Origin of the sequence: Hymenobacter cyanobacteriorum (assembly GCF_022631375.1) — a bacterium.
Lineage (GTDB): Bacteria > Bacteroidota > Bacteroidia > Cytophagales > Hymenobacteraceae > Hymenobacter > Hymenobacter cyanobacteriorum.
On the sequence record NZ_JALBGC010000005.1, the window covers coordinates 228,342 to 254,174 of the forward strand.

25 protein-coding genes are annotated in these 25,833 nt (G+C 62.7%); 15 read left to right on the forward strand and 10 right to left on the reverse strand.

Features of this window, described 5'->3' with window-relative positions; all coding sequences use genetic code 11:
- The first annotated feature begins 37 nt into the window (after positions 1-37).
- The 8 genes from MON38_RS18820 (at position 38) to kdpB (ending at position 9,341) form a co-directional block, all read left to right on the forward strand.
- On the forward strand, positions 38-1,027 hold the full coding sequence (locus tag MON38_RS18820; protein WP_241937706.1) for a DUF4249 domain-containing protein: 990 nt from the start codon (positions 38-40) through the stop codon (positions 1,025-1,027).
- 131 nt (positions 1,028-1,158) lie between these two features.
- Entirely contained in the window at positions 1,159-1,449 is a 291-nt protein-coding gene (locus MON38_RS18825; protein ID WP_241937707.1) for a hypothetical protein, read from the forward strand.
- 194 nt (positions 1,450-1,643) lie between these two features.
- Positions 1,644-2,258 carry a hypothetical protein gene (locus MON38_RS18830; RefSeq protein ID WP_241937708.1) on the forward strand — a complete coding sequence of 205 codons (615 nt, stop codon included), beginning with the start codon at positions 1,644-1,646 and terminating at the stop codon, positions 2,256-2,258.
- Positions 2,259-2,339: 81 nt separating this feature from the next.
- The gene (locus MON38_RS18835; protein WP_241937709.1) at positions 2,340-3,692 is read left to right on the forward strand and encodes a sigma-54-dependent transcriptional regulator; all 1,353 of its coding nucleotides are present in this window, start codon (positions 2,340-2,342) and stop codon (positions 3,690-3,692) included.
- Positions 3,693-3,796: 104 nt separating this feature from the next.
- A complete protein-coding gene (locus tag MON38_RS18840; RefSeq protein ID WP_241937710.1) occupies positions 3,797-4,930 on the forward strand; it encodes a TlpA disulfide reductase family protein in 1,134 nt (377 codons plus the stop codon).
- Between the two features lie 342 nt (positions 4,931-5,272).
- Positions 5,273-5,350 carry a K(+)-transporting ATPase subunit F gene (gene kdpF / locus MON38_RS23025; RefSeq protein WP_422388757.1) on the forward strand — a complete coding sequence of 26 codons (78 nt, stop codon included), beginning with the start codon at positions 5,273-5,275 and terminating at the stop codon, positions 5,348-5,350.
- A gap of 142 nt (positions 5,351-5,492) precedes the next feature.
- Positions 5,493-7,193: a potassium-transporting ATPase subunit KdpA gene (gene kdpA, locus MON38_RS18845; RefSeq protein ID WP_241937711.1), complete on the forward strand. Its 1,701-nt coding sequence runs from the start codon at positions 5,493-5,495 to the stop codon at positions 7,191-7,193.
- 108 nt (positions 7,194-7,301) lie between these two features.
- Positions 7,302-9,341 carry a potassium-transporting ATPase subunit KdpB gene (gene kdpB, locus MON38_RS18850; protein ID WP_241937712.1) on the forward strand — a complete coding sequence of 680 codons (2,040 nt, stop codon included), beginning with the start codon at positions 7,302-7,304 and terminating at the stop codon, positions 9,339-9,341.
- On the opposite strand, the gene MON38_RS18855 is transcribed toward kdpB, so the two are convergent.
- The gene (locus MON38_RS18855; protein ID WP_241937713.1) at positions 9,266-9,898 is read right to left on the reverse strand and encodes a hypothetical protein; all 633 of its coding nucleotides are present in this window, start codon (positions 9,896-9,898) and stop codon (positions 9,266-9,268) included. The two genes, kdpB and MON38_RS18855, sit on opposite strands and share 76 nt — an antisense overlap.
- A 28-nt stretch (positions 9,899-9,926) precedes the next feature.
- Between MON38_RS18855 and kdpC the strand changes: the two genes are divergently transcribed.
- From kdpC to MON38_RS18875, 4 genes are all read left to right on the forward strand, one after another.
- Positions 9,927-10,487, forward strand: coding sequence for a potassium-transporting ATPase subunit KdpC (gene kdpC / locus MON38_RS18860; RefSeq protein WP_241937714.1), 561 nt, complete (start codon positions 9,927-9,929; stop codon positions 10,485-10,487).
- Positions 10,488-10,605: 118 nt separating this feature from the next.
- Positions 10,606-11,709, forward strand: a complete 1,104-nt coding sequence (locus MON38_RS18865; protein WP_241937715.1) for a porin — start codon at positions 10,606-10,608, stop codon at positions 11,707-11,709.
- A 102-nt stretch (positions 11,710-11,811) separates the two neighbouring features.
- On the forward strand, positions 11,812-12,981 hold the full coding sequence (locus MON38_RS18870) for a sensor protein KdpD (protein WP_241937716.1): 1,170 nt from the start codon (positions 11,812-11,814) through the stop codon (positions 12,979-12,981).
- 126 nt (positions 12,982-13,107) lie between these two features.
- Positions 13,108-14,904, forward strand: a complete 1,797-nt coding sequence (locus tag MON38_RS18875; RefSeq protein WP_241937717.1) for a HAMP domain-containing sensor histidine kinase — start codon at positions 13,108-13,110, stop codon at positions 14,902-14,904.
- Positions 14,905-15,002: 98 nt separating this feature from the next.
- Here the strand turns inward: MON38_RS18875 and MON38_RS18880 are convergent, their stop codons facing one another.
- The 4 genes from MON38_RS18880 to MON38_RS18895 form a co-directional block, all read right to left on the reverse strand.
- Positions 15,003-15,380: a VOC family protein gene (locus MON38_RS18880; RefSeq protein ID WP_241937718.1), complete on the reverse strand. Its 378-nt coding sequence runs from the start codon at positions 15,378-15,380 to the stop codon at positions 15,003-15,005.
- A gap of 5 nt (positions 15,381-15,385) precedes the next feature.
- A complete protein-coding gene (locus tag MON38_RS18885) occupies positions 15,386-15,919 on the reverse strand; it encodes a dihydrofolate reductase family protein (RefSeq protein WP_241937719.1) in 534 nt (177 codons plus the stop codon).
- Positions 15,920-15,940: 21 nt separating this feature from the next.
- A complete protein-coding gene (locus MON38_RS18890; protein ID WP_241937720.1) occupies positions 15,941-16,366 on the reverse strand; it encodes a VOC family protein in 426 nt (141 codons plus the stop codon).
- A gap of 202 nt (positions 16,367-16,568) precedes the next feature.
- Complete coding sequence (locus MON38_RS18895) at positions 16,569-17,006, reverse strand: DoxX family protein (protein ID WP_241937721.1); 438 nt, start codon at positions 17,004-17,006, stop codon at positions 16,569-16,571.
- Between the two features lie 147 nt (positions 17,007-17,153).
- On the opposite strand from MON38_RS18895, the gene MON38_RS18900 reads away from it, so the two are divergent.
- Positions 17,154-18,143: a GlxA family transcriptional regulator gene (locus MON38_RS18900; RefSeq protein ID WP_241937722.1), complete on the forward strand. Its 990-nt coding sequence runs from the start codon at positions 17,154-17,156 to the stop codon at positions 18,141-18,143.
- 178 nt (positions 18,144-18,321) lie between these two features.
- On the opposite strand, the gene MON38_RS18905 is transcribed toward MON38_RS18900, so the two are convergent.
- Positions 18,322-18,735, reverse strand: coding sequence for an STAS/SEC14 domain-containing protein (locus MON38_RS18905; protein WP_241937723.1), 414 nt, complete (start codon positions 18,733-18,735; stop codon positions 18,322-18,324).
- Between the two features lie 128 nt (positions 18,736-18,863).
- Between MON38_RS18905 and MON38_RS18910 the strand changes: the two genes are divergently transcribed.
- Positions 18,864-20,108 (forward strand): serpin family protein, encoded by a 1,245-nt coding sequence (locus MON38_RS18910; RefSeq protein ID WP_241937724.1) that lies wholly within the window; start codon positions 18,864-18,866, stop codon positions 20,106-20,108.
- A gap of 43 nt (positions 20,109-20,151) precedes the next feature.
- On the opposite strand, the gene MON38_RS18915 is transcribed toward MON38_RS18910, so the two are convergent.
- The 4 genes from MON38_RS18915 to MON38_RS18930 form a co-directional block, all read right to left on the reverse strand.
- Positions 20,152-20,574, reverse strand: coding sequence for a response regulator (locus MON38_RS18915; RefSeq protein WP_241937725.1), 423 nt, complete (start codon positions 20,572-20,574; stop codon positions 20,152-20,154).
- A 33-nt stretch (positions 20,575-20,607) separates the two neighbouring features.
- The gene (locus MON38_RS18920) at positions 20,608-23,196 is read right to left on the reverse strand and encodes a PAS domain-containing protein (protein ID WP_241937726.1); all 2,589 of its coding nucleotides are present in this window, start codon (positions 23,194-23,196) and stop codon (positions 20,608-20,610) included.
- Between the two features lie 63 nt (positions 23,197-23,259).
- The gene (locus MON38_RS18925) at positions 23,260-23,622 is read right to left on the reverse strand and encodes a glyoxalase superfamily protein (protein WP_241937727.1); all 363 of its coding nucleotides are present in this window, start codon (positions 23,620-23,622) and stop codon (positions 23,260-23,262) included.
- A 209-nt stretch (positions 23,623-23,831) separates the two neighbouring features.
- Complete coding sequence (locus tag MON38_RS18930) at positions 23,832-24,479, reverse strand: zinc ribbon domain-containing protein (RefSeq protein WP_241937728.1); 648 nt, start codon at positions 24,477-24,479, stop codon at positions 23,832-23,834.
- A gap of 148 nt (positions 24,480-24,627) precedes the next feature.
- Here MON38_RS18930 and MON38_RS18935 point away from each other — a divergent pair, with 148 nt between their 5' ends.
- A complete protein-coding gene (locus MON38_RS18935; protein WP_241937729.1) occupies positions 24,628-25,797 on the forward strand; it encodes an acyltransferase family protein in 1,170 nt (389 codons plus the stop codon).
- Positions 25,798-25,833: the final 36 nt, after the last annotated feature.

Here is a 25,833-nt window from a genome sequence, read left to right on the forward strand (position 1 = left end):
CGCTCAGAATGACGCACGCTTTTGATTCTTCTTTCCAATGAAAACCAGCCGCTCTGTCTTCCTCACCGCCCTCGCCCTCGCCGGCTGCGAAACGGCCACCAACCTGCCCGAGCCGCCGCACACGCCGCGGGTGTCGCTGTTCTACGTTCTCACGCCCGCCCCGCTGGACTCGTCGTTTGTTGAGCTGTTTCGGCAGCGGCAGCTCTACGTGAGCAACAGCCAGCGCGTGTTCAGCACCGACCAGCTCAACGGGCGGCCCGATGCCGCTGTGGAGCTGCGCGATGCGAGTGGCCGCGTGGTGGAGCGCTACCGCCCCATTGCCGATAACTACGCGTCGGGCTACGGCGGCACCCCCGGCTACTACCGTCCGGTGCTGGGGTTCCGGCCCCAGCCGGGGCAGCCCTACACGCTGCGGGCCACCCTGCCCGGCCTCGAAACGGCCGAAAGCTCGCTCACGCTGCCGGCGGCGCCGACCATCGAAAGCGCGGCTTACCAGGCCCGCACTACCTCCGCCGGTGGTGGCTACTACGCAACTGGCCGGCTGACAGTAACCGTGCGCGACGACCCCAACGCGACCAACTATTACGTGGCGTTTGCCCGCATGCTCGATGCCCAGGGCCAGCCCTATAGCTATGGCACGGTAGAAGCCGACCGCGACAGCCAAGCCAATGCGGCCAGTATCGACCAGTTTCAGCTATCGAGCGCGCAACAGCAGTACAGCCTCGGGGCCTACGGCATTCAGCCCTTTGCCGACACCAACCACAACGGCGAGCGCCTGACCCTGGCCACCGACGTGCGCTACAGCACCGGCTGCTACTCGCAGGGGCCGTGTCCGCAGCCCGCCTTCATTGAGGTGACGGTAAGCAGCCTCACGGCCGATACCTACAACTTCTACCTCTCGAACCGCCGCTACTATGACTCCGACGGCAACCCCTTTGCCGAGCCCGCCCCGCTGGCCGGCAATGTGCGCCAGGGCTACGGCCTGCTGGGCGGGGCCACCGACGCCACCTACCGCATTCGGCTGTAGCCGGTTGGCGCGGATTTTGCAGCTGGCAGCCAAGACCAGCTTTGATACCGTTCGGCGTTAAACCTTGGTGTCCGGGCACCGTCTAAGTGCCGTATATTGACCTGTCGTCCACTCATTAAACGCCTTATCTCATGAAAACCCGCTCGTTTTATTTGCTGGTAATGTTGCTGCTGGCCGGCGCCTTTAGTCGCCCGGCCGCCGCGCAGGTTCGCGCCAATATTTCGTTTGGCTACCCGCCCCGGGCCTACTACGGCCCGCGCTACTATGCCCCCCGTCCGCCGGTGGTGTATGCCGTGCCGCCGCCCCCGCCGGTGTATTACGCGCCGGCCCCCGTGTACTACGCTCCCCGCCCGGTGTACTATGCGCCGCGCCCGGTGTATTACGGCCGGGGCTACGGCCGCGGGCATGGCCGCCGCTGGTAAGCCCGGTTTCAAATGGAGTTATTCTGAAAAGCCCCACCGCAGTCCGGTGGGGCTTTTTTTGTGGCTGAATAGCAAGGTGCAGCAATAGGCTGCCGCAGTGGTAGCGAGAAAGGCGCGAATGATGGCCGCCCGCGCAATTTTGCTTAATCTTGCAGAGCTGAATTTGCCCGGCCATTCTCACCCATTTGCCACTTATGAAACTCGCCTACTTTGCCCTGAGCGCCGCCGTGCTGCTGGCTGGCTGCAACCAAACGCCGCCCGCCACCTCCGAGCCCGCCACCACTGCCGATACCGCGCCCGTCACGCCCATTGCCGTCGACTCGGCCAACGCGGCTACCACCACGGCGCCCGATGCCGCGGCCACGGCGCCCGCACCCGCTGCTGCGCCCGCGCTCAAGGATGCCGAAACCATGAAGGTTTCGTTCAGCTTCAAGCCCACCGCCAACCCCGACAACCCCAAGCACCCGCGCGTGCTGGCGCACCTGCTGGTGCAGGGCAGCCAGCCGCTCGACATCGACCTGGGCAAATTTCCGAACCTGCCCGACATGGTGACCGGCGACAAAGCCAAAGCCGCCAACTTCCCCGAGGGCATGCTGATGGGCTTTCGCAGCTACGACGCCGCCGCCGGTATCAGCCAGGACCTGGCCGTGCTGCACCCCGATGCCCGCCACCTGCGCGTGGTGCAGCGCCGCGTAGACGAAACTAACCCCGAAGCCGCCAAATTCGAAACCTCGCGCGAAGTGCCCCTGCCCGCCAACACGCTGGTGGTGGCTGCCCCGGTACCTAAGCCTCCCAAGCTTAAAGATTAACCAAGCCACGACTTGAAAAAGCAAAAGAGGCGCGCAAGGCACGGGCAACCGTACTTTGCGCGCCTCTTTTGCTTTCGCGCCATGCCCAACGGGACCATTCTGCTCATCGACGACGAAGCCATGCTGCGCCAGGCCGTGGCCCGCACCCTGGAGCTGGAAGGCTACACCGTGCGCCAGGCCCCCGATGCCATGCGCGGCCTCGAAGCCCTCCGCGAGCACGTCGATGAAATACTGGTGGTGCTGAGCGACGTGAAGCTGCCCGACGGCCGCGGCCTCGACCTGCTGCCCCGCTACAAAGCCCTCGCCCCCCTGGCCGAAGTGGTGCTGATGACGGCCTACGGCACCATTCCGGACGGCGTGCGGGCCATGAAGGAAGGCGCGTTCGACTACCTCACCAAGGGCGACTCCGACGACCAGCTCATCGTGGTAGTGGACCGCGCCGCCGAGAAGGCCCGCCTGCAGCGCCGCGTGGCCGATTTGGAAAAAAAAGTCGGTACCCAGTACAGCTTCGACTCAATGATTGGGCACGCGCCGGCCCTGGAACAGGCCAAAAAGCTGGCCCAGCGCGCCGCGCCCACCGACAGCACCGTGCTGCTGGAAGGCCCCACCGGCGCGGGCAAGGAGCTGTTTGCCCAGGCCATCCATCAGGCCAGCCCGCGGCGCGGCAAGCCGTTTGTGGCCGTGAACTGCTCGGCTTTTCCGAAGGATTTGCTGGAATCGGAGCTGTTTGGGTACAAGAAAGACGCCTTTACGGGGGCGCTGGCCGACAAAAAGGGCTTGCTGGAAGAAGCCAGCGGCGGCACCATTTTTCTGGATGAGATTGGCGAACTGGAGCTGAACGTGCAGGCCAAGTTCCTGCGGGTGCTGGAGACGCGGCAGTTCACCAAGCTCGGCGACACCCGGCCCACCAGCATCGATGTGCGCATTGTGGCCGCCACCAACCGCAACCTGCGCCAGGAGGCCGAGGCCGGTAATTTTCGGCCCGACCTCTACTACCGCCTGGCCGTGTTCACGGTGCCCGTGCCGGGCCTGAACGAGCGGCGCGACGACGTGCCCGAGCTGGCTAACTATTTCCTGCAGTTCTTCGCCGCCAAGCTGCGCCGCCGCCTGCACGGCCTCGGGCCCGACGTGCTGGCCCAGCTGCGCGCCCACGACTGGCGCGGCAACGTGCGCGAACTGAAGAACGTGCTGGAGCGCGCCGCCATCCTCGCCGACGGCGACACCCTGACCGTGGACGACCTGCCGCCCGAATTCCACCACATTCTGCCCGCGCCGGGCCTCGACGAGGCCACCGACCGCACCCTGCGCACCCAGGAAAAACGCCAGATTCGGCAGGTGCTGATCGACACCGGCGGCAACAAGATGGAAGCCGCCCGCCAGCTCGGCATCGGCACCAAAACGCTTTACCGCAAGATTCAGGAGTACGGGCTGTAGGCAGTTGCTCAGGTATTTATAGCCACTATACAATTCTGTGCGTTAGAGCAATAGCTGGCCGACCATATGCGTTAGGAAACTCGTCCAACCCTCCATTCCACTCCATGAGCAAGCCCCTACTCGTTGCGCTGCTGGCCCTGCCTTGCCTGGCCCAGGCCCAAACTTCATTCACTTGCACCGTGAAAGGCCAGTTGGCCCGGACGATAACCGCCCCGGCCAAAGTGTACCTGTTGCAGGGAATGACCATAACGGATTCGGCAACGCTGAAAAGCGGCACGTTCGAGTTGAAAGGCACTTCTCAGGTGCCTGTTATTGCCGACGTCATACTCCGTCGCAGTGGCCGCCTGGGCGACTTTATGCGGTCCTATCGCGACCAAACCCGCATCTATCTGGAACCCGGCACCGTGACCATTACCAGCCCGGATTCGCTGGCCCACGCTGCCGTGAAAGGCGGCCCAACAATGGCCGACTACTTGCGGCTGGATGCGATGATGAAGCCGACTTTGGCTCGCATGAACGCAACAGGTGCCGAAGTTCAGAAAATGACCGAGGCCCAACGTCAGGCTCCCGGCTTTCGGGAGCAGATGCAGGCGCGTTTTGAGGCCTTGAATAAGGAAATTGTGCAGACCAATTACGCTTTTGTCAAAGACAACCCCAACTCGATGGCCAGCCTGGATGCGCTGTTGGGCGTACGCATGTTGGAGCTACCCCAATACGTTACCGTAGGGCCTCTTTACGAAGCGCTTAACCCGGCCCTTAAGAACACGCCGCAGGGCCGCGACTACGGCAACATGGTGCGGGCGCTAAAAGAAGTGAGCGTGGGCCAGCCCGCACCCATCTTCAGCCAGAACACCCCCGATGGCAAAACCGTGAGCCTGTCCGACTACCGCGGCAAGTACGTGCTGGTTGATTTCTGGGCCAGCTGGTGCGGCCCCTGCCGGGCCGAAAATCCGGCCGTCACCAAAGTATACAACCAATACAAGGACCGTAACTTCGACATCCTGGGAGTATCGCTCGACAAGCCAGGAGAGCGCGCAAAATGGCTGAAAGCCATTCAGGATGACCACTTAGCCTGGACGCAGGTATCCGACCTGAAAGGCTGGGAAAATGCCGTCGCCCAGCGCTACGGCGTGCGGTCCATTCCGCAGAATTACTTAGTGGGTCCCGATGGCAAAATTGTCGCCACCAACCTGCGCGGCGCAGAGCTGGGCGCTACCCTGGCAAAGCTGATAAAGTAGCTGCCGCAGCCAGCGCTTTAGCCGCTGCTGAAACGGAAGAAACCGGGTTATTCTGACCGCCGCACCGGGTCAGAATGACCCGGTTTTCTGCGTTTGGGGCTTTCTGGATTTGAATAAATTAAAATTTTATTCGCTGTGAATAAGGGTGTTGGAGAGAAATTATTGGCTCGACGGAAAGGCGGAACAGGTTTGGCGAGGGGGCCGGCACACCTCAACAATCGACTGCCCTATGGCTCCCTTGCTCTTCATCCCGATTCTGTACGCCGCCGGCCTCGGCTGCTTCTGGGTCTTTTACAAATCGGTCGATTTTTTCGACCACATCTAACCCCCGTCCGCGCCATGATGCTCGCCCTGCTTGTGCTATCCGTCGCCACGTTTGCCTACCTGGGCTACGTGCTGCTGAAACCGGAGAAATTTTAACGATGAAAGGTCATGCAGAGCGCAGCGAAGCATCTCGCGTGCCACCACTATTCACGGTCGTGGCCACGATTGAATTGCTGCCTCTGGCAAGATGCTTCGCTACGCTCTGCATGACGTTCAGTTGAGACCCTAACCCACCATGATGAACAAAGAACTCCTCGGCATCCTGCTCATTTTCGGCAGCACGATGCTGCTGGCGCTGCCGCTGGGCCGCTACCTGGCCACCATTTACCGCGGCGAAAAAAGCTGGACCGATTTCCTCGCGCCGCTGGAGCGGCTGCTGTTCCGCGCGGGCGGCATCGACGCCAAGCGCGGCATGACCTGGCAGCAGCACCTCGGGGCGCTGCTCACCATCAATCTGGCCTGGTTTGTCTGGGCCATGCTGGTGTTCTGCTTCCAGGGCAGCCTGCCGCTCAACCCCGACCACAACCCCAACATGACGCCCGACCAGGCCTTCAACACGGCCATTTCCTTTCTGGTGAGCTGCAATTTGCAGCACTACTCAGGCGAGTCGGGCGCGACGTACTTCTCCCAGCTGTTCGCCATCACCTTTCTGCAGTTTGTGACGGCGGCTACCGGCATGGCCGCCTGCGTGGTCGTGTTCAACGCCCTGAAAGAGGGCACCACCGAGAAGCTGGGCAACTTCTACGACTACTTCGTGAAGAGCATTACCCGCGTGCTGCTGCCCATTGCCACGGTGGTGGCCCTGGTGCTGGTGTTTCAGGGCACGCCCATGAACTGGACCGGCAAGGCGCCCATCGTGACCGTGCAGGGCGACTCGGTGAACGTGAGCCGCGGCCCGGCCGCCGCCATGATTGCCATCAAGGAGCTGGGCACCAACGGCGGCGGCTTCTTCGGGGCCAACTCGGCGCACCCGCTCGAAAACCCCACCTACCTCACCAACGCCGTCGAGAATTTTGCGCTCGTGCTCATTCCGCTGGCCATGGTGTTTGCCTTCGGCTACTACCTGAAGCGGCCCCGGCTCTCCTACATGGTAATGGGCGTGATGACGGTGGGCTTCCTGCTGCTGCTGGCCCCCACAGTGTACTACGAGATGCACGGCAACCCTGCTATTACCCATATGGGGGCCGACCAGAGCCTGGGCGCGATGGAAGGCAAGGAAGTGCGCTTCGGCGCGGCGGCCTCGGCCTACTGGGGCATCACCAACACGGTCATCAGCTGTGGCTCGGTGAACTCAATGCATGACTCGCACATGCCGGTGTCGGGCATGGCCGAGCTGCTGGGCATGATGACCAACGCCTTTTACGGCGGGGTGGGGGTGGGCTTTCTGAACTTCTTCGTGTTCGTGATTATTGCCGTGTTCATCTCGGGGCTGATGGTGGGGCGGACGCCGGAATTGCTGGGCAAGAAGATTGAGGCGCGGGAGATGAAAATTGCCATCATCGTGGCCCTGCTGCACCCGCTGCTCATTCTGGCCGGCACGGCCATGTCGGCCCACCTCTACGCCGGCAACCCCACCGAATACGCCGGCTGGCTGGCCAACCCCGGCTACCACGGTTTCTCGGAAATGTTCTACGAATTCACCTCCTCGGCCGCCAACAACGGCTCGGGCTTCGAGGGCCTGGGCGACAACACGCCGTGGTGGAACATCAGCACCGGCGTGGTGATGATACTGGCCCGCTACCTGCCCATCATCGGCCCGGTGGCCATTGCCGGCCTGCTGGCCCGCAAAAAGTACATCCCCGAAAGCGCTGGCACCCTACGCGTGGATACCGCTACGTTCGGCGTGATGGTCTTCTTCGTGATTTGGATTATCGCCGCGCTGGCCTTCTTCCCCGCGCTGGCCCTGGGGCCGCTGGCCGAGCATTTTACGCTGTATTGATTTTTAGCTGCTAGCTGTCAGCCATTAGCTGTTAGCTCAACGGTTACTTCCTCTGCTATTTTCTTGAACATAAAGCTAGCAGCTAACAGCTGTCAGCTAATAGCTAAAATGAAATCCCAATCCCTCTTTCAACCCGCGCTAGTCCGCGAAGCCGTCGGCCAGGCCTTCGTCAAGCTCGACCCGCGCACCATGTTCCGCAACCCGGTGATGTTCACCGTGGAAATCGGGACGGTGGTGATGTTCCTCGTCACCATCGGCCTGCTCTTCCGGCCCGATGCGGCGCAGGGCAGCTTCGGCTACAACTGCACGGTGTTCGTGGTGCTGTTTCTGACGCTGCTGTTCGCCAATTTCGCCGAGGCCATTGCCGAGGCGCGGGGCAAAGCCCAAGCCGATTCGCTCCGCAAAACCCGTCAGGATACGCCCGCCAACGTGCGCCTCGAAAATGGCCAGCTGCAGGCCGTGAACTCGGCACAGTTGCAAAAAGGCCAGGTTTTCGTGGTCGAAGCCGGCGAGATTATTCCCACCGACGGCGAGATTATCGAAGGCCTAGCTACCATCGACGAGTCGGCCATTACCGGCGAATCCGCGCCCGTGATTCGGGAGGCGGGAGGCGATAAATCCAGCGTCACGGGCGGCACCAAGGTGCTTTCCGACCGCATTGTGGTGCAGGTGACGACCGCGCCGGGCGAGTCGTTTCTCGACAAGATGATTGCGCTGGTGGAAGGCGCCTCGCGCCAGAAAACGCCGAACGAAATTGCCCTCACTATCCTGTTGGCGGGCTTTACGCTGGTCTTCGTGATTGTGTGCGTGACCTTGCAGCCCTTCGCGGAGTACTCGAAAACGCCCATTGCCGTGGCCTCGTTTATTGCGCTGTTTGTGTGCCTGATTCCGACCACCATCGGCGGGCTGCTCTCGGCCATCGGCATCGCCGGCATGGACCGGGCGTTGCGCGCCAACGTCATCACCAAGAGCGGCAAGGCCGTGGAAACGGCCGGCGATATCGACGTGCTGCTGCTCGACAAAACCGGCACCATCACCATCGGCAACCGCAAGGCTACGCACTTCTGGCCCGCCCCCGGCGTAGGCATGCAGGAGTTCATCGAGCAGGCCACGGTGAGCTCCCTTACCGACGAAACCCCCGAGGGCAAGAGCATCGTGGAGCTGGCCCGCGACCACAAAGTGGACCCCACGCAGCTGCAAAGCCGCCTGAATGGGGCCGAGCTCATCAAATTTACCGCCGAAACCCGCAGCAGCGGCGTCACGCTGGCCGGCGGCACCCGCATCCGCAAGGGCGCGGCCGATGCCATCCGCAAGCTGGCCGAAGCCGCCGGCCACGCCTACCACGACGATGTGGCCGACCGCGTGAAAACCGTGGCCAGCAACGGCGGCACCCCGCTGGTGGTGAGCCAGGACGACCGGGTGCTGGGCGTAGTGGAATTGCAGGACATCATCAAGCCCGGCATCCAGGAGCGGTTTGCGCGGCTTCGCAACATGGGCATCAAAACCGTAATGGTGACCGGCGACAACCCACTCACCGCGAAATTCATCGCCGAAAAAGCCGGCGTCGACGACTTCATCGCCGAAGCCAAGCCCGAGGACAAGATGCAGTACATCCGCGCCGAGCAGCAGCAGGGCAAACTGGTGGCCATGATGGGCGACGGCACCAACGACGCCCCCGCCCTGGCCCAGGCCGACGTAGGAGTAGCCATGAACTCGGGCACCCAGGCCGCCAAGGAAGCCGGCAACATGGTCGACCTCGACAACGACCCCACCAAGCTCATCGAAGTGGTCGAAATCGGCAAGCAGCTGCTGATGACGCGCGGCACGCTCACTACTTTCTCCATCGCCAACGACGTGGCCAAATACTTCGCCATCGTGCCGGCGCTGTTCATGGTGGCCATTCCAGCTCTGGGCGCGCTGAATATCATGGGCCTAAAGTCGCCGCAGTCGGCCATTCTCTCGGCCGTGATTTTCAACGCCCTCATCATCCCCGCGCTGGTACCGCTGGCGCTGAAAGGCGTGGCCTATAAGCCGGTGGGCGCCTCGGCCCTGCTGCGCCGGAATCTGCTGATTTATGGCCTGGGCGGGGTGGTGGTGCCGTTTATCGGGATTAAGGTGCTGGACTTGCTAGTGGGAATATTCTTGTGAAAAACCTCGGTAAAGCGAAAATCCTGCGCAATGACGTAGCCGTCACCGATAAGTAGCAGGTGATATTTTGGAATGGCTGGTGCGTCTTCGTTGAGGCCGCCGATGATATAAGTTGAAACCCCATGTTCAGCACAAGTAGCGATGACAGCTTTTGCAATCGTCACTGGGGCGCTTTCTAACAACATCCCCGACCCGTCGGTCAAGTTCTTGCGGAGCAGATTTTCACCGCCTTTTCCTTTCCCAAATAACACACAGCGCCAGTCACGCCATCCCTGGAATCCAGCTTGAATTTGTTCTCGAATCCTGAAAAAAAGCTCCTCCGGCTCTTGTGGCTTTGAGTTGATATATACAGTAGCGCTGCGGCTGTTGTAGCCAAGAAGCAATGGATGCTCTGAACAAATTACAAACTCTCCCCGCACACCTGGCTTAAGACGTGCTTCGGCTTTCTCCAGATAATCGACGCGGTAACGCCGCCCAAGTATTGTGAGCACGGCAAACGTGGTTTGTGCTACCATCACGGTAACCACTTGATTATTTGGAATCGGGCTTTCGAGCATAAATCAAAATTACATCTGTAAAAGACCAATGAAAACCCAACTCCTTTCCGCCCTTCGCCTCACCCTCGTCATGCTGGTGCTGTGCTGTGGGCTGTACCCTGCTCTCATCACCGTCGCTGCCCAACTGGCCCCCGGCCACGGCGAGGGCGTGCAAATCAGCCGCCACGGCCGCGTGGTGGGCTTCGCCAACGTGGGCCAGAAGTTCGACCGGCCCGAGTATTTCAACTCGCGCCCCTCGGCGGCCGACTACCACGCCGATGCCAGCTCCGGCTCGAACAAAGGCCCCAGCAACCCCGAATACCTCGCCGTGGTGAAGGCCCGGCTCGATACCTTCCTCCTGCAAAACCCCGGCGTGAAAGCCGCCGACGTGCCCGCTGAACTGATAACGGCCAGCGGCTCGGGGCTCGACCCGCACCTGTCGCCCGCCGGGGCGCTGGTGCAGGTGGCTCGCGTGGCCCGCGCCCGCCGGCTGCCGGAAGCTCGCGTGCGTGCCCTGGTGCAGCAGCAAATCGAGCCCGGTACCCTCGGCCCCGACCACGTGAACGTGCTCAAACTAAACCTGGCGCTGGATGCGCTGGCCGGGCTGTAATAGGTTTGCCTGAAATTCGATTTAATGGCCGTGTCATCTGCGGCTTTCTATTCTCTTTGGTCCGCCTGATGCGGGCCAGCTTTCCATGAAAAATCTTCTAACTCCCGCTCTCGCAGTCTTGTGCACGAGTGCTGCCCTGGCCCAAACGGCCCCCACCACCGACCCGGCTCTGGCCGTGCCGACGCCCGCCGCACCCGTTGCGCCCATTACCACGCCCGGCCCGCTCACTTACTATGGCTTCGTGGATGCCTACTACGGTTACGATTTCGACCACGCCAACGACAACGACCGGCAGGCTTTCCTGTACTCGCACGGCCGCCAGAACGAGTTCACCATCAACCAGGGCCTCGTGGGTGTGCGCTACGACGACGGCAAGGTGCGCGGGGCTGTGGGCCTGCACGCCGGCACCTACGTGAGCGCCAACTATGCCAACGAAGACCCGGTGCTGCGGCACGTGTACGAGGCCTACGCGGGTTTCCGGCCTTTTGCCAAGGCCTGGCTCGACATGGGCATTTTCGGTTCGCACATCGGGTTTGAGTCGTCTATTTCGAAGGATAACTGGACGCTGACGCGCTCCATTATGGCCGAGAATTCGCCGTATTACGAATCCGGCGCGCGCTTCACCTACGAAGTCGGCCCCAAGCTGACGCTGACCGGACTGGTACTGAACGGCTGGCAGAACATCCGCGAAACCAACCAGGCCAAAGCTCTCGGCACCCAGATTCAGTGGAAGCCGTCGGACAAGCTGCTTATCAACAGCAGCACCTTTTATGGCAACGAGCAGGCCGTGGGCTCGCCCATTCGCCGGCGCTATTTCCACGATTTTTACCTCACCTACGCGGCTTCGGAGCGCACCAGCCTGGACGCGGTGTTTGATGTGGGCAAGCAGCGCGGCGAGAGCAGCGAGAAATACGATACCTGGCACGCCGCTTCGGTGTTTGTGAAGCAGAAGCTGGCCGATAAGTTCTCGGCCACGCTGCGCGGCGAATACTACTACGCCGAGCGCGGCGTCATCATCCGCAGCATCATGCCGGCGGGACTGGACAGTGATTTTCGCGTAGCCGGCGGCTCCCTCAACCTTGATTACCTGCCGGCCAGCAACGTGGTGTTTCGGGTAGAGGGCCGGTATCTGAACGGGATGCGAGGCGTATTTGCACGGACCGACAATGCGGATAACCGCAGCTACGGCAACGTGACGACGAGCATTGCGCTGTCGTTTTAAAGCGAGGTAGGGTGCGGGGCTTGCCCCCGCCCGTCGTTCACACTGTTACAACGATTCCGTTCAACGACGGGCGGGGACAAGCCCCGCACCCTACCATTCCTCATGAACCCCATCGCTGCCGACCCCCGCGACCAATCCGCCGAGCGGTTCCTGCGTCTGGTGCAGGCGCGGCGGCGCGGCACGCTGAAGGTGTACCTGGGTCTGGCCGCCGGCGTGGGCAAAACCTACCGCCTGCTGCAGGAAGCCCACGACCTGCACCAGCACGGCGTCGATGTCCTCATCGGCTACATCGAAACCCACGGCCGCGCCGGCACCGTGGCCGAATTGAAAAACGTGCCATCGCTGCCCCGCAAGCAGGTTTTTTACAAAGGCCACGCGGTAGAGGAAATGGACGTGGAGGCCATCATCCAGCGCCGGCCACAGGTCGTCATCGTGGATGAGCTGGCCCACAGCAACGTGCCCGGCTCACGCCATGAGAAGCGCTGGCAGGATGTGGAATACCTCGTGGCGCAGGGCATTTCGGTGATTACGGCCGTGAATGTACAGCACCTCGAAAGCCTGCACGACCAGGTGCTGAAAATAACGGGCACCGACGTGACCGAGCGCATCCCCGACCAACTCCTGAAGCAGGCCGATGAGGTAGTGAACGTGGACCTGACCGTGGGTGAGCTGCGTACCCGCCTGGAGGAAGGCAAAATCTACGACCCGGCCAAGGTGCCCACCGCGCTGGCCAACTTTTTCCAGGCCGAAAACCTGCTGCAGCTGCGGCGACTGGCGGTGCGCGAGGTGGCTCAGTTGCTGGGCCGGCAGGTAGAATCCGAAGCCGGCGGCGCGCCCGCTGTGGCTCCGCAACGTCGCAACGACGACCGTCTGTTGGCCTGCATCAACTCCAACGACCGGGCAGCCAAGGAAATCATCCGCAAGACCTCGCGGCTGGCCGACCGTTTCGCGGCCGCCGCCTGGTACGTGCTCTATGTGCAAACCGGCCGCGAAACCGCCGAGCGCATCGGGCTGGCCACCCAGCGCCACCTGCTCAACAACTTACAGCTCGCTGCCGAGCTGGGGGCGCAGATTCTGCGCGTGAAGGACGATGACGTGGTGGGCGCTATCCGGCGGGTGGCAGCCGAGAAAAACGCCACGCTGCTGGTTTGCGGCATCACCAGCGAAAAGGACTGGTGGGGTCAGTTGAGCCGGCGCGGCGTGACGTCGGATTTGCTGCGCGCCGTGGCGGGCGATGGCAGCGATTTGGACGTGTATCTGGTGACGTATTGAGGTTATTGAACGATGTAGAGACGCAACACTTTGCGTCTTGTCGTTGAACGACCGGGACCGTGCAGTGTAAACAACATCAGCAACGACGAGACGCAAAGTGTTGCGTCTCTACATCGTTCTTCAAACATGAACCTCAAAACCAAAATCAACCTCGGCTTTCTGGCCATGCTGCTGCTGGTGCTCAGCATTGGGGGCTACGCGTATTACTCGCTGCGGCAGCTCGACCGCAGTTCGCGCGACGTGCTCAAGGCCAACCTGTACTCTGTAAATCTGGGCCTGACCATGCTGCGCAGCCTCGACCAACTGGCCCGCCAGCCGCTGGCCGACACGGCCGGCACGGCCCGCTTCGTGGCTGCCCTGAATGCCGAGGCCCGCAACGTGACCGAGCCCGGCGAGCAGCAGGTCGTTGATGACCTGCGCGACCTGACTGCGCAGCTGAAGCAGCACCAGCAGCAGACGCAGCGCGCGGCCACTGCTGGCCCGCCCTCCCCGCTGGGCATCACGGCCGAGCCTTACACGCTCGGCGGGCTCACTTACCAGATGATGGCCTTGAACACCGACGCCCTGAATCGCAAAACCGAGGCCGCTAACCAGCGCGCCGACCAGGCCAACCGCAACCTGCTCATCTTCATCACGCTGGCCGGGTTGCTGGCCCTGGCCCTGGCCAGCAGCGTGCCCGAGGCTGCCGTCCAGCCCCTGCGCAAGCTCACGGCCGCCCTCGACCACGCCACCGCACGCGACTTTTCGGCCAGCATCCCGCAGGAAAGCCACGACGAATTCGGCCAAGTGGCTCGGGCTTTCAACCGCATGCTGAGCCAGTTGCGCGAGTACCGCACTTCCACCGAAGCCGGGCTGATAACCGAGCGCAACCGCGCCGCCAGCATCGTGAACACGCTGGACGAAGGCCTGCTCTTACTCGATGAAAACCGCCACATTCTGCTGGCCAACCCGGTATTGTGCGAGTTGCTGGGCCTGCCCGTCGAGAAACTGGTGGGCCGACCCGCCGCCACCGTGCGCCTCGAAAACGACCTGTTTCAGGCTATGCTAAAGCCGCTGGATGCGCCCAACCGCGAGGCCGCCGTGGCCGAAGCGCCGCTGCTGCACATTGCCCAGCGCGGCGAAGAAGCCTTCTACCACTTGGCGGTGCAGGATTTGGTGTCATTCAACGAAGCCACCGAGAAAACGGAATTCGTGGGCCATATTCTCACCCTGCGCAACGTGTCCGATTTCAAGAAACTCGACCAGGTGAAATCGAACTTCCTCGCCACAGTGTCGCACGAGCTGAAAACGCCACTCTCCAGCATCAACCTCAACACCAAGCTGCTGCAGGATGAGCGCCTGCCCGCCGACGAGCGCCAGCGCGTGACCGGCTACATCCGCCAGGAAACCCAGCGCCTGCAGCGCATGGTGGCCGAGCTGCTCGACGTGTCGCGCCTCGACGCGGGCGCCGGCATCCAGCTCGACGTGCGCCCCACCAGCCTCGCCGACGTGGTAGCCTATGCCACCGCCACCGTGCAGCCCCAGCTCGCCGACAAGCAGCTGCGCCTCGACCTGCAACTGCCCGAAAACTTGCCTGAAGCCCGTGCCGACGTGGAAAAAACCACCTGGGTGCTCATCAACCTGCTGGCCAACGCCATCCGGTACTCGCCGGTGGGGGCTGCCCTCACGGTGCGCGCCGCGCTGGCCGGGGCCTTCGTGCAGGTGAGCGTGCAGGACCACGGCCCCGGCATTGCGCCGGAGCATCACGAGAAAATCTTCCAGCGCTTCGCCCAGTTGCCCGACAAAAGCGGCTACCGTGGCGGCTCGGGCCTGGGTCTGAGCATTGCCCGCGAGTTCATCACCACGCAGGGCGGCCGGCTGTGGGTGGAGAGCGAGTTGGGCAGCGGCAGCACGTTTTCGTTCACGCTGCCGGTGGTGGCATAAAAAAGGTCATTCCGACGCAGGAGGAATCTGGGTAAATCCGCTCAGGCGGCTTTTACCCAGATTCCTCCTGCGTCGGAATGACGACTGCACAGTTCGTGCTACTGCCGCCCCGGAATCTCCTGCAAAGTCCAGGTATTGCCGTCGGGGTCTTTGAAAGCGGAAAACTTAATCCCGCCCATATCCTGAATTTCGCCCATGGCCACGCCCCGGCCGGCCAGCTCGGCGCGGGCGGCGGCAATGTTGGCCACCACCAGGTGCAGGCCGCGCAACGAGCCGGCCGGCATGGCCAGCCCCGCCAGCCCCTCGGCCAGCACGATGGAGCAGCCCGAGCCCGGCGGCGTGAGCTGCACCACGCGCACCGTGGCGCCGGGCCGCACGTCGTGGTCGAGCCGGAAGCCGACTTGCTCGGTGTAAAAGGCTTTGGCGCGGTCGATGTCGGCCACCGGCACGGGGATGAGCTCCAGCTTAAAGTCCATAAAAATCAGGCAGTAGCCGGTTGGTAGGTGAGCACCAGCACGCCCGTGCTGGTGGTGTGCGACGATTTTAGCTTGAAATCGGTAGGCGCTTCCGCAAAAAGCCGCTTGCCGCTGCCCAGCACCACCGGAAAAATCATGAGGCGGTATTCGTCAATCAGGCCGTGCTGGCGCAGGTATTCCACCAGCTGGCCGCTGCCGAAAATGAGCAGGTTCTGGCCGGGCTCCTGCTTCAGGCGGGCCACTTCGGCAGCCACGTCGCCCTGAATGATGCTGGCGTTCCACTCGGCCGTGTGCAGGGTGCGCGAAGCCACGTATTTGGGCAGGCTGTTCATGCGCTCGGCCCCGGGGGCATCGGGCATTTTGGGCCACACGCCGGCAAACGCCTCGTAGGTGACGCGGCCCAGCAGCAGGGCATCGCTGGAAGCCATCAGCTCGCCCTGAAACTCGCCCAGCTCGTCGTTGAAATAGGGGGCGGTCCAGGCCGGGTTTTCCATCACGCCATCGAGCGTGAGGTATTCGGCGGCAATTACTTTGCTCATGGGAAAGGAATAAAAAGCCAATTATTCGCCGGCGGTCTTGCCAAAATTGAACAGCCACTCCGTGCCGAACCGGTCGATGAGCGTGCCAAACTTACCGCCCCAGAACATATCCGCCAGCGGGTCGACGACGGTGCCGCCTTCGCCCAGCTTAGCAAAAAGAGTGTTGATTTCCTCGTCGCTGCGGCAATCCAGGCACATGGCGATGTTGTTGCCGGGCGCGAATGGGCGGCGGGTATCGAGCGCGTCGCAGGCCATGAGCACGAACGAATCGGTGGTGAGGGTGCCGTGCATAATCTGGTCCTGGGCTTCGGCGGGCATGTGCTCGGCCATACCCGAATCGCCGACGCGCATCAGATTGAGCTCGCCGCCCAGGCAGCTGTGGTAGAAGGAGAGGGCTTCGCGGCAGGTGCCGTTGGGAAATGCGATGTGGGGACTGAGAGAGGCCATGTGATTGGGAGGTTTGGGGGTTGATGAATGATTGGTTGAATGATTATTGATTGGGTATGAGGCCAGGCAAGAACGGTCATGCTGAGCTTGTCGAAGCATCTCTACCGCTTCGTTGCAGCCATCATCAATTGCGTTCAGGAGAGATGCTTCGACAAACTCAGCATGACCGTTCCACCACCGTTCTGTAATAGAAATAGCGCCACTACAGCGTAGCCGCCGCCGGAGTCGCAAAAGCGGCTTCCGGTTCATAAGCGCTGGCCATTTGGGTGCGGCTGATGAGGTAGCGCTTCCACAGGAAATAAATGCCGAAAAGCACGGCCGTCAGCACCAGCGCGGGCAGCGTGGCCACGAAACCCATGCCGGCCAGCGCTACCGAGGCAGCCGCTCCAACGAAGTCGATGGCGAAGCCGGCAAATGCCCATTCCTTTAGCATGCGGTACTTGTGCTGGAGCAGGGCCAGCGCGCCCAGGATTTTGGCCGCGCCCGTGATGTCCATGATGTAGATTGGGTAGCCGAGCTGCTTCATGGCGGTGACGCCGTTTTGCTCGTGCATAAGGCCGGCAATGCCGTCGGCTATCATCATCAGGCAGAAGATAATGGTGAGCGTCCAATAGAGGCGGGCGGTGGTGCGAGGTTTCATGGCGTTCGGTTGAGATGAGAAGGTGAAGGCTGGTTTGTTTTTGTCTAACTGGTTTAGCAAATGTATTAGCAAAATGCCGGGGTGCAAGGGGTGAATTGCGCCCAAATAGGGGGCTGAATACGACAGGCCAATGCCTACATTTGAGCCATGAAACATGTTTCTATTCTGGTGCCGGCCGGCGATGCGGTGGTGGGCAGCATCGAGGGGCCGCACAAGGTGCTGAGCCAAGTGAACGACCTGCTGGCGGGCGCGGGCCAGCCGCCCGCCTTCCAGATTGAGCTGGTGGGCCTCACCAAGCACAAAACCTTCAACCGGGGCCTGTTCACGCTGCACGCCCACCGCACCATCGACGAGGATTTCCGCACCGACCTCATCATCATTCCGGCCCCGCACGGCGACCTGGCCGAAGCCGTGGCCCTGAATCACGACCTCATTGCCTGGATTGCCGGCCAGCACGCCCACGGGGCCGAAGTGGCCAGCCTGTGCCTGGGCGCATTTCTGCTGGCTGCCACCGGCCTCATGGACGGCCGCCAGTGCGCCACCCATTGGCTGGGCGCGCCGCAGTTTGCGGCCATGTACCCGGCCGTGCACCTCGTGGCCGAGCAGGTGATAACCGACGAGCAGGGCCTCTACAGCAGCGGCGGGGCCTATTCCTACCTCAACCTGGTGCTGTACCTGGTGGAGAAGTTCGTGAGCCGCGACATGGCCGTGTGCTGCGCCAAGGTGTTTCAGATTGACATTGGCCGGCGCAGCCAGTCGCCGTTCGTCATCTTCCGGGGCCAGAAGGACCACGACGACGAACCCATCAAAAAAGCCCAGGAGTTCATCGAGCAGCACTTTGCCGAGAAGCTTTCGGTGGACGAACTGGCCGCCCAAAGCTGCCTGAGCCGCCGCAATTTCGAGCGCCGCTTCAAGAAAGCCACCAGCAACTCGGTGGCCGAATACGTGCAGCGCGTGAAAATCGAAGCCGCCAAAATGAGCCTCGAAACCTCGCGCGAAAACGTGAGCGAGGTGATGTATTCGGTGGGCTATTCCGATACCAAGGCCTTCCGCACGCTGTTCAAACGCATTACGGGCGTGTCGCCGCTGGCGTACCGGGAGCGGTATAGCCGCAAGAGCCTGCCGCTGGCGGCGTAGGGTTGGGGTTTTTGAGCTGAAAACCAGCGCATCAAGTATCAATTGAAGAACGTCATGCTGAGCGAAGTCGAAGCATCTCTACCGCGCAAGTAATCTATTTACTATTGCGGTAGAGATGCTTCGACTTCGCTCAGCATGACGTTCTATTTATTCTTTGCCGGGGCTTCCTCTCCAGATTCTAGCCTTGCGCCTGCATGCGGTGCAGCCAGGCGCGGGCGGTGCTCAGGTTATCGAATACTTCGGCGTGGAAGGCAGTGAGCTGGGCGTAGAAATTGGCGGCCGAGCCATCGGCCAGCGACTCGGGCGTGGAAACGAGGGCGAAGTACTTGAGGCCGGCGGCGGCGGCGTTGGGGGCCCAGGTGTTGATGACCCAGTCCATGGAATGGTCCCAGGGGCCGCGCACCGAGCGGGTGTCGTTCAGCACGCAGTTGAACTTCGATTTGGCCAACGCGCTGGTGTAGGCAGCCGCCCCGGTCCGGATGCTGTCGGCGGTGAGGTAGCCCATCCAGTCCACGAACACCCAGCGGTTGGTCGTGTCCGTGTCGATGGTGAGGTAGACGCGGCCGGTGGGGCTCTTCAGTTCTTCAATCATGCCGTAAAGTACGGCTAAAAAAATTAGCCAGCCGGCGGGCTGCAACCATTGGCCGGGCTGGCCGGTCAGGCATTTTAGTGGCGGCGGTGCTCGCGGCCTAGCTTATAACCCTTACTGCTTTCTGCTCCATGCTCACTGCTATTCGACAATCTTCCGGGCTGAGCCTGCTGGCCGGGGTGCTGCTGCTGGCCTCCGCCTGCCACAAGGCCGATGTGGCCGTGCCCGACCCGGTGGCCCTGCCCACGCGCGCCCTCACCGGCGCCGAGCGCAACACCGTAGCCAGCGCCAACGACTTCGCTTTCCGGGCTTTCGAGGCGCTGCGCGGCAAGGCTCCGGCCGACAACCTGTGCATCTCGCCGCTCAGCATTTCGGCGGCCCTGACGATGGCCTACAACGGAGCCGACGGCAGTACCAAGGCCGATATGAAGCAGACGCTGGGTTTCCAGCCGCAAACCGATACCGAAATCAACGAGTCGTTCCAGAGCGTGTTTGCCCTGCTTGGCGGGCTCGACCCGAAGGTGACGTTCACCACGGGCAACTCCATCTGGTACGGGCAGCAGTACCAGCTGCAGGCGCCGTTTGTGCAAGCCAATCAGCAGTATTTCGGGGCCACGGTGCAGGGCGTGAACTTCGCCTCGCCCACCGCGAAAGACCTGATAAACGGCTGGGTGAATACGCAAACGCGCGGCAAAATCCCCAGCATTGTTGACGGCACGACGGCCGACGACGTGATGTATTTGATTAACGCCCTCTACTTCAAGGGTAGCTGGACCTACCGCTTCGACCCGCAGGACACCCGCCCCGGGCCCTTCTACCGCGAAAACGGCAGCACAGCTACCAAGGATTTCATGAGCCTGAAAACCGGCCGCTACCACCGCTACCACGATGCCCAGCAACTGGTTATTGACCTGCCCTACGGCAACCGCCGCTTCAGCATGACGCTGGTGGTGCCGCAGGGGCAGAATACACTGGCCAGCGTGGCCGGCCGCCTTACGCGCACCCAACTCAATGCCTGGCTGGCGGCGGCCGACTCGACCGGCCAGGAACTGCGCCTGCCCAAGTTCCGGCTCGAATACGAGAAGTCGCTCAACCAGGCCCTCACGCAGCTGGGCATGGGCGTGGCCTTCTCGGGCCAGGCCAATTTTGGCCGCATGCTGGCCGGAGGTGGACCGGGCCTGGCCATCAGCCAGGTGAAGCACAAGACGTTTCTGGACGTGAACGAAGAGGGCACCGAGGCCGCGGCGGTAACGTCGGTGGGAATTGTCACGACTTCGCTGCCGCAGGCGGTGATGATTGACCGCCCGTTTCTGTTCCTCATCCGCGAAAAATCGACGGGCACCATTCTCTTCATCGGGCAAATGACGAATCCCTGAACGCAGGCAAAGAGGCGTGCAGAAGCCCGTCGGGCCGGGCTGACTAGCCAGCCTGCTGGCGCTCGAAATGCAGCTGCATTACCTGCTCGATTTTTTCCGGCGTCAGAGGCTTGTTGAGACGGCCGGCGGCGGGCAGGTCGTCGAGGCGGCTGAGGTCGCGGGCATCGACGGAAGTGGAAAGGACCACGACGGTCGTGTTGCGCCGCTGGGCCGGGGGCAATTCCTGGTAAGCCTGCAAAAACTCGATGCCGTTCATAATGGGCATCTGGATATCAAGCAGAATGAGGGATGGGAAGCTCGGGGCCACGCCGTCGGAGCCGGCGGGCTGGAGCAGGGCCAGAGCTTCTTGGCCGTTTTCAACTACCACTACCTGGTCGGCCACATTGAGGCGCCTAAGCAACCGCTGATTCAGAAAGTTATTGGTCGGGTCGTCGTCGACCAACAGCACACTGCGTAGCTTTTGCATAGGCTGCGCCTACGGCAAATACGTACGCAAGGTTTACAAGTGCTCGGGCAACCGCACCGTGAAGGTGCTGCCAACGCCCGGCTGGCTCACTACCGTAATGCTGCCGCCCGCGTTTTCAACGATGCGGCGCACCATGTATAAGCCCACGCCTGTTCCCTCGACGTGGGTGTGCAGCCGCCGGAACATTACGAACAGTTTGCTCTGCTGTTCCTCGGTCAGGCCCAGGCCGTTGTCGTGCACTTCGAGCCGCACCTGCCCATCGGTGCAGGCCGAACGCAGCACCACCCGCGGGGGCCGGCCCGGGGCGCGGTATTTGATGGCATTGCTGAGCAGGTTGTAGAGAATGCTGCGCAGGTTTTTGGGCGAGAAACGCACCACGGGGCAGCTGCCGAGGTCGAGCAGCAAGTGGCCGTCGGCGGCGGCGAGGGCGGGCATCAGGTCGAGGCGCACGGCTTCGGCCAGGGCCAGCAGGTCCACGGCTTCGGCGGGCTCGGTGTGGGCCTGCTGCAGCTTGCTCACGTCGGTGAGGTGGTCGAGGGTGCGCTGGAAGCGGGTGACGGACCCGCTCATCAAGCCCAGCAAATGCCGGATGTCGGCATCCTGGCGCGTGGTTTCGGGCAACTGCTCGGCCAGGGCCAGCACGAGGCCTTCGATGTTGGCAATTGGGGCTTTGAGGTCGTGCGAGGCCGTGTACACGAAGGTGTCCAGGTCCACGTTGGTGTGGTTGAGACGGTCGTTGGTGTCGCGCAGCTCCTCGTTGGCGGCCAGCATTTCTTCGTTGATGGCGGCCAGTTCCTCGTTGAGCTCCTGCACGTGCTGGCGGGCCTCCACCTGCTCGGTGATGTCGGCGACGAGGGCGTAGAAGCCGCGCACTTCGCCGCCCTGCACGTCGGGAATGTAGTCGGAGTGGATGTGGCGCACGAAGTCGTCACGGTAGGGCATGCGGACTTCAAACGACAGCCGCTCGCCGGCCAAAGCTTGGTTGATGTAGCCCTGCGCGGCGGCGTGGGCGACGGGGCCGAGGATTTCCAGCACCGAGCGGCCCACCATCATCTCGGGTTCAAGGCCGAACCAGCGGTAGTACGACTGATTCACGAACTGGTACCGCTCCTCGCGGTCGATGTAGGAAATGAGCACCGGCAGCGCATCCGTAAGCAGGCGCAGGCGCTGGGCGGCGGCATCGGTGGCCCGACGGGCCAGCTCCTGCTGCGTCACTTCAAACGCAAACACCAGCACGCCATCAATCTGGCCGTTTTCGTCGTAGCGGGCCTGCTGAACGTAGTTGAAGTACCGGTCTTCGAGCCCGGAACCATCGGGGCGCTGGATGGGAATGAGCAGGCCGGGTTCTTCGTGCGTGATGCCCGTTTCAAACACCTGGCGGAACGTGCGGTATACCGCGTGGTCGGCTATTTCCGGCAGGGCCTTCACAATTGGCTGGCCCAGCAGCGGCCGGCCCGGAAACAAGGCCTGGTAATCGGGGTTTACTAATTCGTACACTAGTTGGGGGCCGGACAAAATGCAAATGGCCGCCGGGGCGCGCATAAACAGGCTGTGCAATTGGGTGCGCTGGCGCTCGGCCTCCGCGCGGGCGGCCTGCGCCTCGTGGGTGCGGGTGGCCACGCGGGTTTCCAGCTCTTGGTTGAGCGTTTGCAGGGCCTGCTCCGACAGCGCCAGCGCGGCATTGCTGGTCAGGAACTCCTCGTTGCTGGCCCGTAGCTCCTCGTTGATGGCGGCCAGCTCCTCGTTCAGCACCTGCACTTCCTGGCGGGCCAGCACCTGCGGCGTCACATCGTAGGCAAACACAAAAATGCCGTTGATGGGCCCTTGGGGGCTGTGCCGGGCCTGGTAGATGAAATTATAGTAGCGCTTTTCGAGCTCACGACGGCCCTCGTTGTCGTGGTCGAGCTGCACCAGCATTTCCGAGGCCCGGAAGGTTTCGCCGGTCTGGTACACGCTGTCGAGCAGGCCGAAAATGGGCTGGCCCACCAGCTCGGGCATGGCTTCGGCAATGGGCTTGCCCACGAGGGGCCGGTCGCCCACCAGCGCCTGGTAGGGCGGGTTCACGAACTGAAACACGTGCTGCGGGCCGTCGAACACGCAAATCATGGCCGGGGCGTCGTGCAGCATCTGTTCCAGCTGCTGGCGCTGGCGCTCGGTTTCGGCGCGGGCCTCCAGCTCGCGCACCTGGGTGGCGCGCAGCTCCTGCACGATGGTGGTGCGGGCCTGGTCGTTGGTGTCGGTGAAGTTCACCACCAGCACTTCGCCCTGCCGCCGGGCCACCAGCAGGTAGTAGCCGTCGAGGCCGTCGTGCTGGTAGTTGTTCTGGCGGCGGGCTTCCTCGCCGCTCAAAAAAGCATCGCGGTAAAAGCTGAACACGCCGGCCGCTTCCGCCGTGGGGTACAGCGTCAGGAACGGTTCGGCGGGGTGCTCCGGCAGCCGCAGCATCTGCTGGGCGGCGGGGTTGAGGTAGGCCACGGCCAGGTCGACGATGGTGCGGCCCGCCGCGTCGTACACCGGCCGCATCAGCATAATGCCGTTCTGGGAGGTGCTGAGCACGGTTTGCAGCAGGTCTTCCGCCGGGGGTAGGCCGGCCGGCAGCGAAGAAGAGGAAGAATCGGGCATGAAAACGCTTACGTGGCAATATCCCAACAAGGTACTGCCGTCGGGGTTCAACCGCCGGCCCGGCTAGCCCCGCTCCACAAACGTGAGTCGGTTGTGGAACGGGTCAATCACCGTCATTTCCAGCGCTGTGGGGTCGTAGAAGGGCACATCGAGGCCCGGGCGGTTGTGGGGGTAGGGGCGGGCCAGCAGGTGGGCATGGTAGGCGGGCAGGCCCGCGAAGTCGTCGATGAAAATGCGCGCGCCGGGGGCGCAGTCGCCGTGGTGCTCGGAGAGGTGCAGCGTGATGTCGCCCCGCGTGACTTGCAGGTAGCCGGGGCTGCCGGCCGGGCGGTGTTCCCAATCGAGGGTGAAGCCTAGCCAGTCGAGGTAGAATTCGATGGCCTTGGCGTAGTCGAAAATGCGGAGGATGGGCTTGACGGTGGCCATGGGGGAAGGGTTGAGTTTTGAGGGTTGGATGTTGAGTTACGAGGAAGAAAGAACGGTCATGCTGAGCGTAGCCGAAGCATCTCTACCGCGTAATGCAAGCCTATCGATTGGATTACTACTGCGGTAGAGATGCTTCGACTGCGCTGCGCTCCGCTCAGCATGACGTTCTTTTCACTCAACATTCAACCCTCAAAACTCAACTCTTCCAGCTAACCCGCTTTCGTGCCGCAACTGGGGCAGAATTTCTGCTCGGGCTTCAACGCCTCGCCGCAGCTGGTGCAGTGGCGGGGCTGGGTTTGGGCGGTGGCGGGAGTGCCGCAGCTGGGGCAGAACTTCTGGCCGGGCGCGAGCTTGGCCTGGCAGCTCTGGCATTGCAGCAGGGCGTCGCGGTTCAGGAAATCGAGATTTTGGGTGTAGTCCTGCTCGCGGGTTTTGGTGTGGATTTGCTCGCGGGCGGCCTGGGCCTGCTGGGCGCGCAGCTCCTCCTGCTCGTCGGGGGCGCAGTCTTCGCAGAGGCCGGCGCTGTGGTTCCAGCAGGCATCGGGGCACACCCAGTGGCCGCAGCGGGTGCACTGCTTGAACTGCTGCTTGCCCTCGGCCACGGCGGTTTTCAGGGCTTCGTCGTGGGCCTTGCCGCCCACGGCCCGCTGGATGTGGTAGGCGGCGTTTTCGGCCCCGCCCAGGCCGCCGAAGAAGCTGCCGGCCGCCTGCAGCAGGCTGCCCGCAATGCCGATGGCGTTGGGCTGAAATCGCGACATGTAGCCATTACGGCACTTGTCGCAGTGAAACTTGAACTGGTAGCCTTTGTCAGTGGAAAGGTCGTCGTAGTTGGCAACGAATTGAATCAAGTCGCTCATAGCGCGGTGGGGGGCAAGGGTGAGGCGTAAAAGTAGGGGCTGATGGCAATATTGAGATACTGCCGGGCCTTGGCTATGGGCCGATGCCGACGGACCGGAGCCGCAGGGCCGGTTACTTTTGAGCACCAGCCGCTGGCTGCGTTTCTGCATGACGAACCCTACTGCTGCGCCGGCATCTGCCATACCTGCCCATTTGCCCGGCCTCGACCACCTGCGCGCCCTGGCCATTGGGCAGGTGCTGCTGTTTCACTACCGCATTTTCCCGCATCCCGAATGGCTGGACGCCGCCGGGCAGTTTGGCTGGACCGGCGTCGACCTGTTTTTCGTGCTGAGCGGCTACCTGATTGCGGCGCAGCTGCTGCGGGAGCTGGCGCGGCGCGGGCGGCTTTCACTGGCCGAATATTTCATTAAGCGCACGTTTCGCATTCTGCCGGCCTACCTGGTGGTGGTGGCGCTGTACTTCGGCGTGCCGGCCTTTCGGGAGCGCGAGGCGCTGCCGCCGCTGTGGAAATTCCTCACCTTCACCCAGAATTTTGGGCTGGATTTGCACGTGAGCGGCACATTTTCGCACGCCTGGTCGCTGTGCGTGGAAGAACAGTTTTACCTGCTGCTGCCGCTGGGGCTGCTGGCGCTGGCTCCCGGCCGCCGGGGCCGATGGGCGGCGGCAGTGCTACCCGCACTGGTGCTACTGGGCTTCGGGGCGCGGTTGCTGAGCTGGTACGGGGCCGTGGCGCCTCAGCTGGGCACCGAGCAGGCCACGCTGGTTTGGTACAAGTACCTGTATTACCCCACCTACAACCGGCTCGATGGCCTGCTGGTGGGCATTGCCATTGCGGCCCTGTTCCACTGCCGGCCGCAGGTGGCGGCGCGGCTGGCCCGGCACGGCAATCGGGTGGCACTGCTGGGCCTGGTGGTGCTGGCCGGCGCCTTTTGGGTGTGCCGCGAGCCGCAGGCGTTTGGGGCGTCCATCTTCGGGTTTCCGCTGGTGGCGCTGGGGTATGGGCTGCTGGTGGCGGCGGCCCTCAGTCCGGGCAGCGTGCTGCACGGCACGGCATGGCGGGTGTCGGCGAAGGTGGCGGCGTTGTCGTTTGCCATCTACCTCACGCACAAGGGCGTTTTTCACCTCACGCAGGCTTGGTTTTCGGCCCGCGGCATTGAGCCGGAAAGCAATGCCATGCTGCTGCTGTGCCTGGCCACGGTGCTAGCCGGGGCAGAACTGCTGCATGCCGTGGTAGAAAAGCCGTTTCTGCAGCTGCGCCAGCGCCTCCTGATGCGGCGGCGCACCGGGAGGGCGCCAGTACCGGCCGGAGCGGGGTAGCCGCGCCATGGGCCCGCAGCCCAACAAAAAAAGGCC

Bases quoted from the DNA above. Each gene is read 5' to 3' on its own strand.
- MON38_RS18820 (WP_241937706.1), top strand. From the start codon at position 38: ATGAAAACCAGCCGCTCTGTCTTCCTCACCGCCCTCGCCCTCGCCGGC.
- MON38_RS18825 (WP_241937707.1), top strand. From the start codon at position 1,159: ATGAAAACCCGCTCGTTTTATTTGCTGGTAATGTTGCTGCTGGCCGGC.
- MON38_RS18830 (WP_241937708.1), top strand. From the start codon at position 1,644: ATGAAACTCGCCTACTTTGCCCTGAGCGCCGCCGTGCTGCTGGCTGGC.
- MON38_RS18835 (WP_241937709.1), top strand. From the start codon at position 2,340: ATGCCCAACGGGACCATTCTGCTCATCGACGACGAAGCCATGCTGCGC.
- MON38_RS18840 (WP_241937710.1), top strand. From the start codon at position 3,797: ATGAGCAAGCCCCTACTCGTTGCGCTGCTGGCCCTGCCTTGCCTGGCC.
- kdpF (WP_422388757.1), top strand. From the start codon at position 5,273: ATGCTCGCCCTGCTTGTGCTATCCGTCGCCACGTTTGCCTACCTGGGC.
- kdpA (WP_241937711.1), top strand. From the start codon at position 5,493: ATGAACAAAGAACTCCTCGGCATCCTGCTCATTTTCGGCAGCACGATG.
- kdpB (WP_241937712.1), top strand. From the start codon at position 7,302: ATGAAATCCCAATCCCTCTTTCAACCCGCGCTAGTCCGCGAAGCCGTC.
- MON38_RS18855 (WP_241937713.1), bottom strand. From the start codon at position 9,898: ATGCTCGAAAGCCCGATTCCAAATAATCAAGTGGTTACCGTGATGGTA.
- kdpC (WP_241937714.1), top strand. From the start codon at position 9,927: ATGAAAACCCAACTCCTTTCCGCCCTTCGCCTCACCCTCGTCATGCTG.
- MON38_RS18870 (WP_241937716.1), top strand. From the start codon at position 11,812: ATGAACCCCATCGCTGCCGACCCCCGCGACCAATCCGCCGAGCGGTTC.
- MON38_RS18875 (WP_241937717.1), top strand. From the start codon at position 13,108: ATGAACCTCAAAACCAAAATCAACCTCGGCTTTCTGGCCATGCTGCTG.
- MON38_RS18880 (WP_241937718.1), bottom strand. From the start codon at position 15,380: ATGGACTTTAAGCTGGAGCTCATCCCCGTGCCGGTGGCCGACATCGAC.
- MON38_RS18885 (WP_241937719.1), bottom strand. From the start codon at position 15,919: ATGAGCAAAGTAATTGCCGCCGAATACCTCACGCTCGATGGCGTGATG.
- MON38_RS18890 (WP_241937720.1), bottom strand. From the start codon at position 16,366: ATGGCCTCTCTCAGTCCCCACATCGCATTTCCCAACGGCACCTGCCGC.
- MON38_RS18895 (WP_241937721.1), bottom strand. From the start codon at position 17,006: ATGAAACCTCGCACCACCGCCCGCCTCTATTGGACGCTCACCATTATC.
- MON38_RS18900 (WP_241937722.1), top strand. From the start codon at position 17,154: ATGAAACATGTTTCTATTCTGGTGCCGGCCGGCGATGCGGTGGTGGGC.
- MON38_RS18905 (WP_241937723.1), bottom strand. From the start codon at position 18,735: ATGATTGAAGAACTGAAGAGCCCCACCGGCCGCGTCTACCTCACCATC.
- MON38_RS18910 (WP_241937724.1), top strand. From the start codon at position 18,864: ATGCTCACTGCTATTCGACAATCTTCCGGGCTGAGCCTGCTGGCCGGG.
- MON38_RS18915 (WP_241937725.1), bottom strand. From the start codon at position 20,574: ATGCAAAAGCTACGCAGTGTGCTGTTGGTCGACGACGACCCGACCAAT.
- MON38_RS18920 (WP_241937726.1), bottom strand. From the start codon at position 23,196: ATGCCCGATTCTTCCTCTTCTTCGCTGCCGGCCGGCCTACCCCCGGCG.
- MON38_RS18925 (WP_241937727.1), bottom strand. From the start codon at position 23,622: ATGGCCACCGTCAAGCCCATCCTCCGCATTTTCGACTACGCCAAGGCC.
- MON38_RS18930 (WP_241937728.1), bottom strand. From the start codon at position 24,479: ATGAGCGACTTGATTCAATTCGTTGCCAACTACGACGACCTTTCCACT.
- MON38_RS18935 (WP_241937729.1), top strand. From the start codon at position 24,628: ATGACGAACCCTACTGCTGCGCCGGCATCTGCCATACCTGCCCATTTG.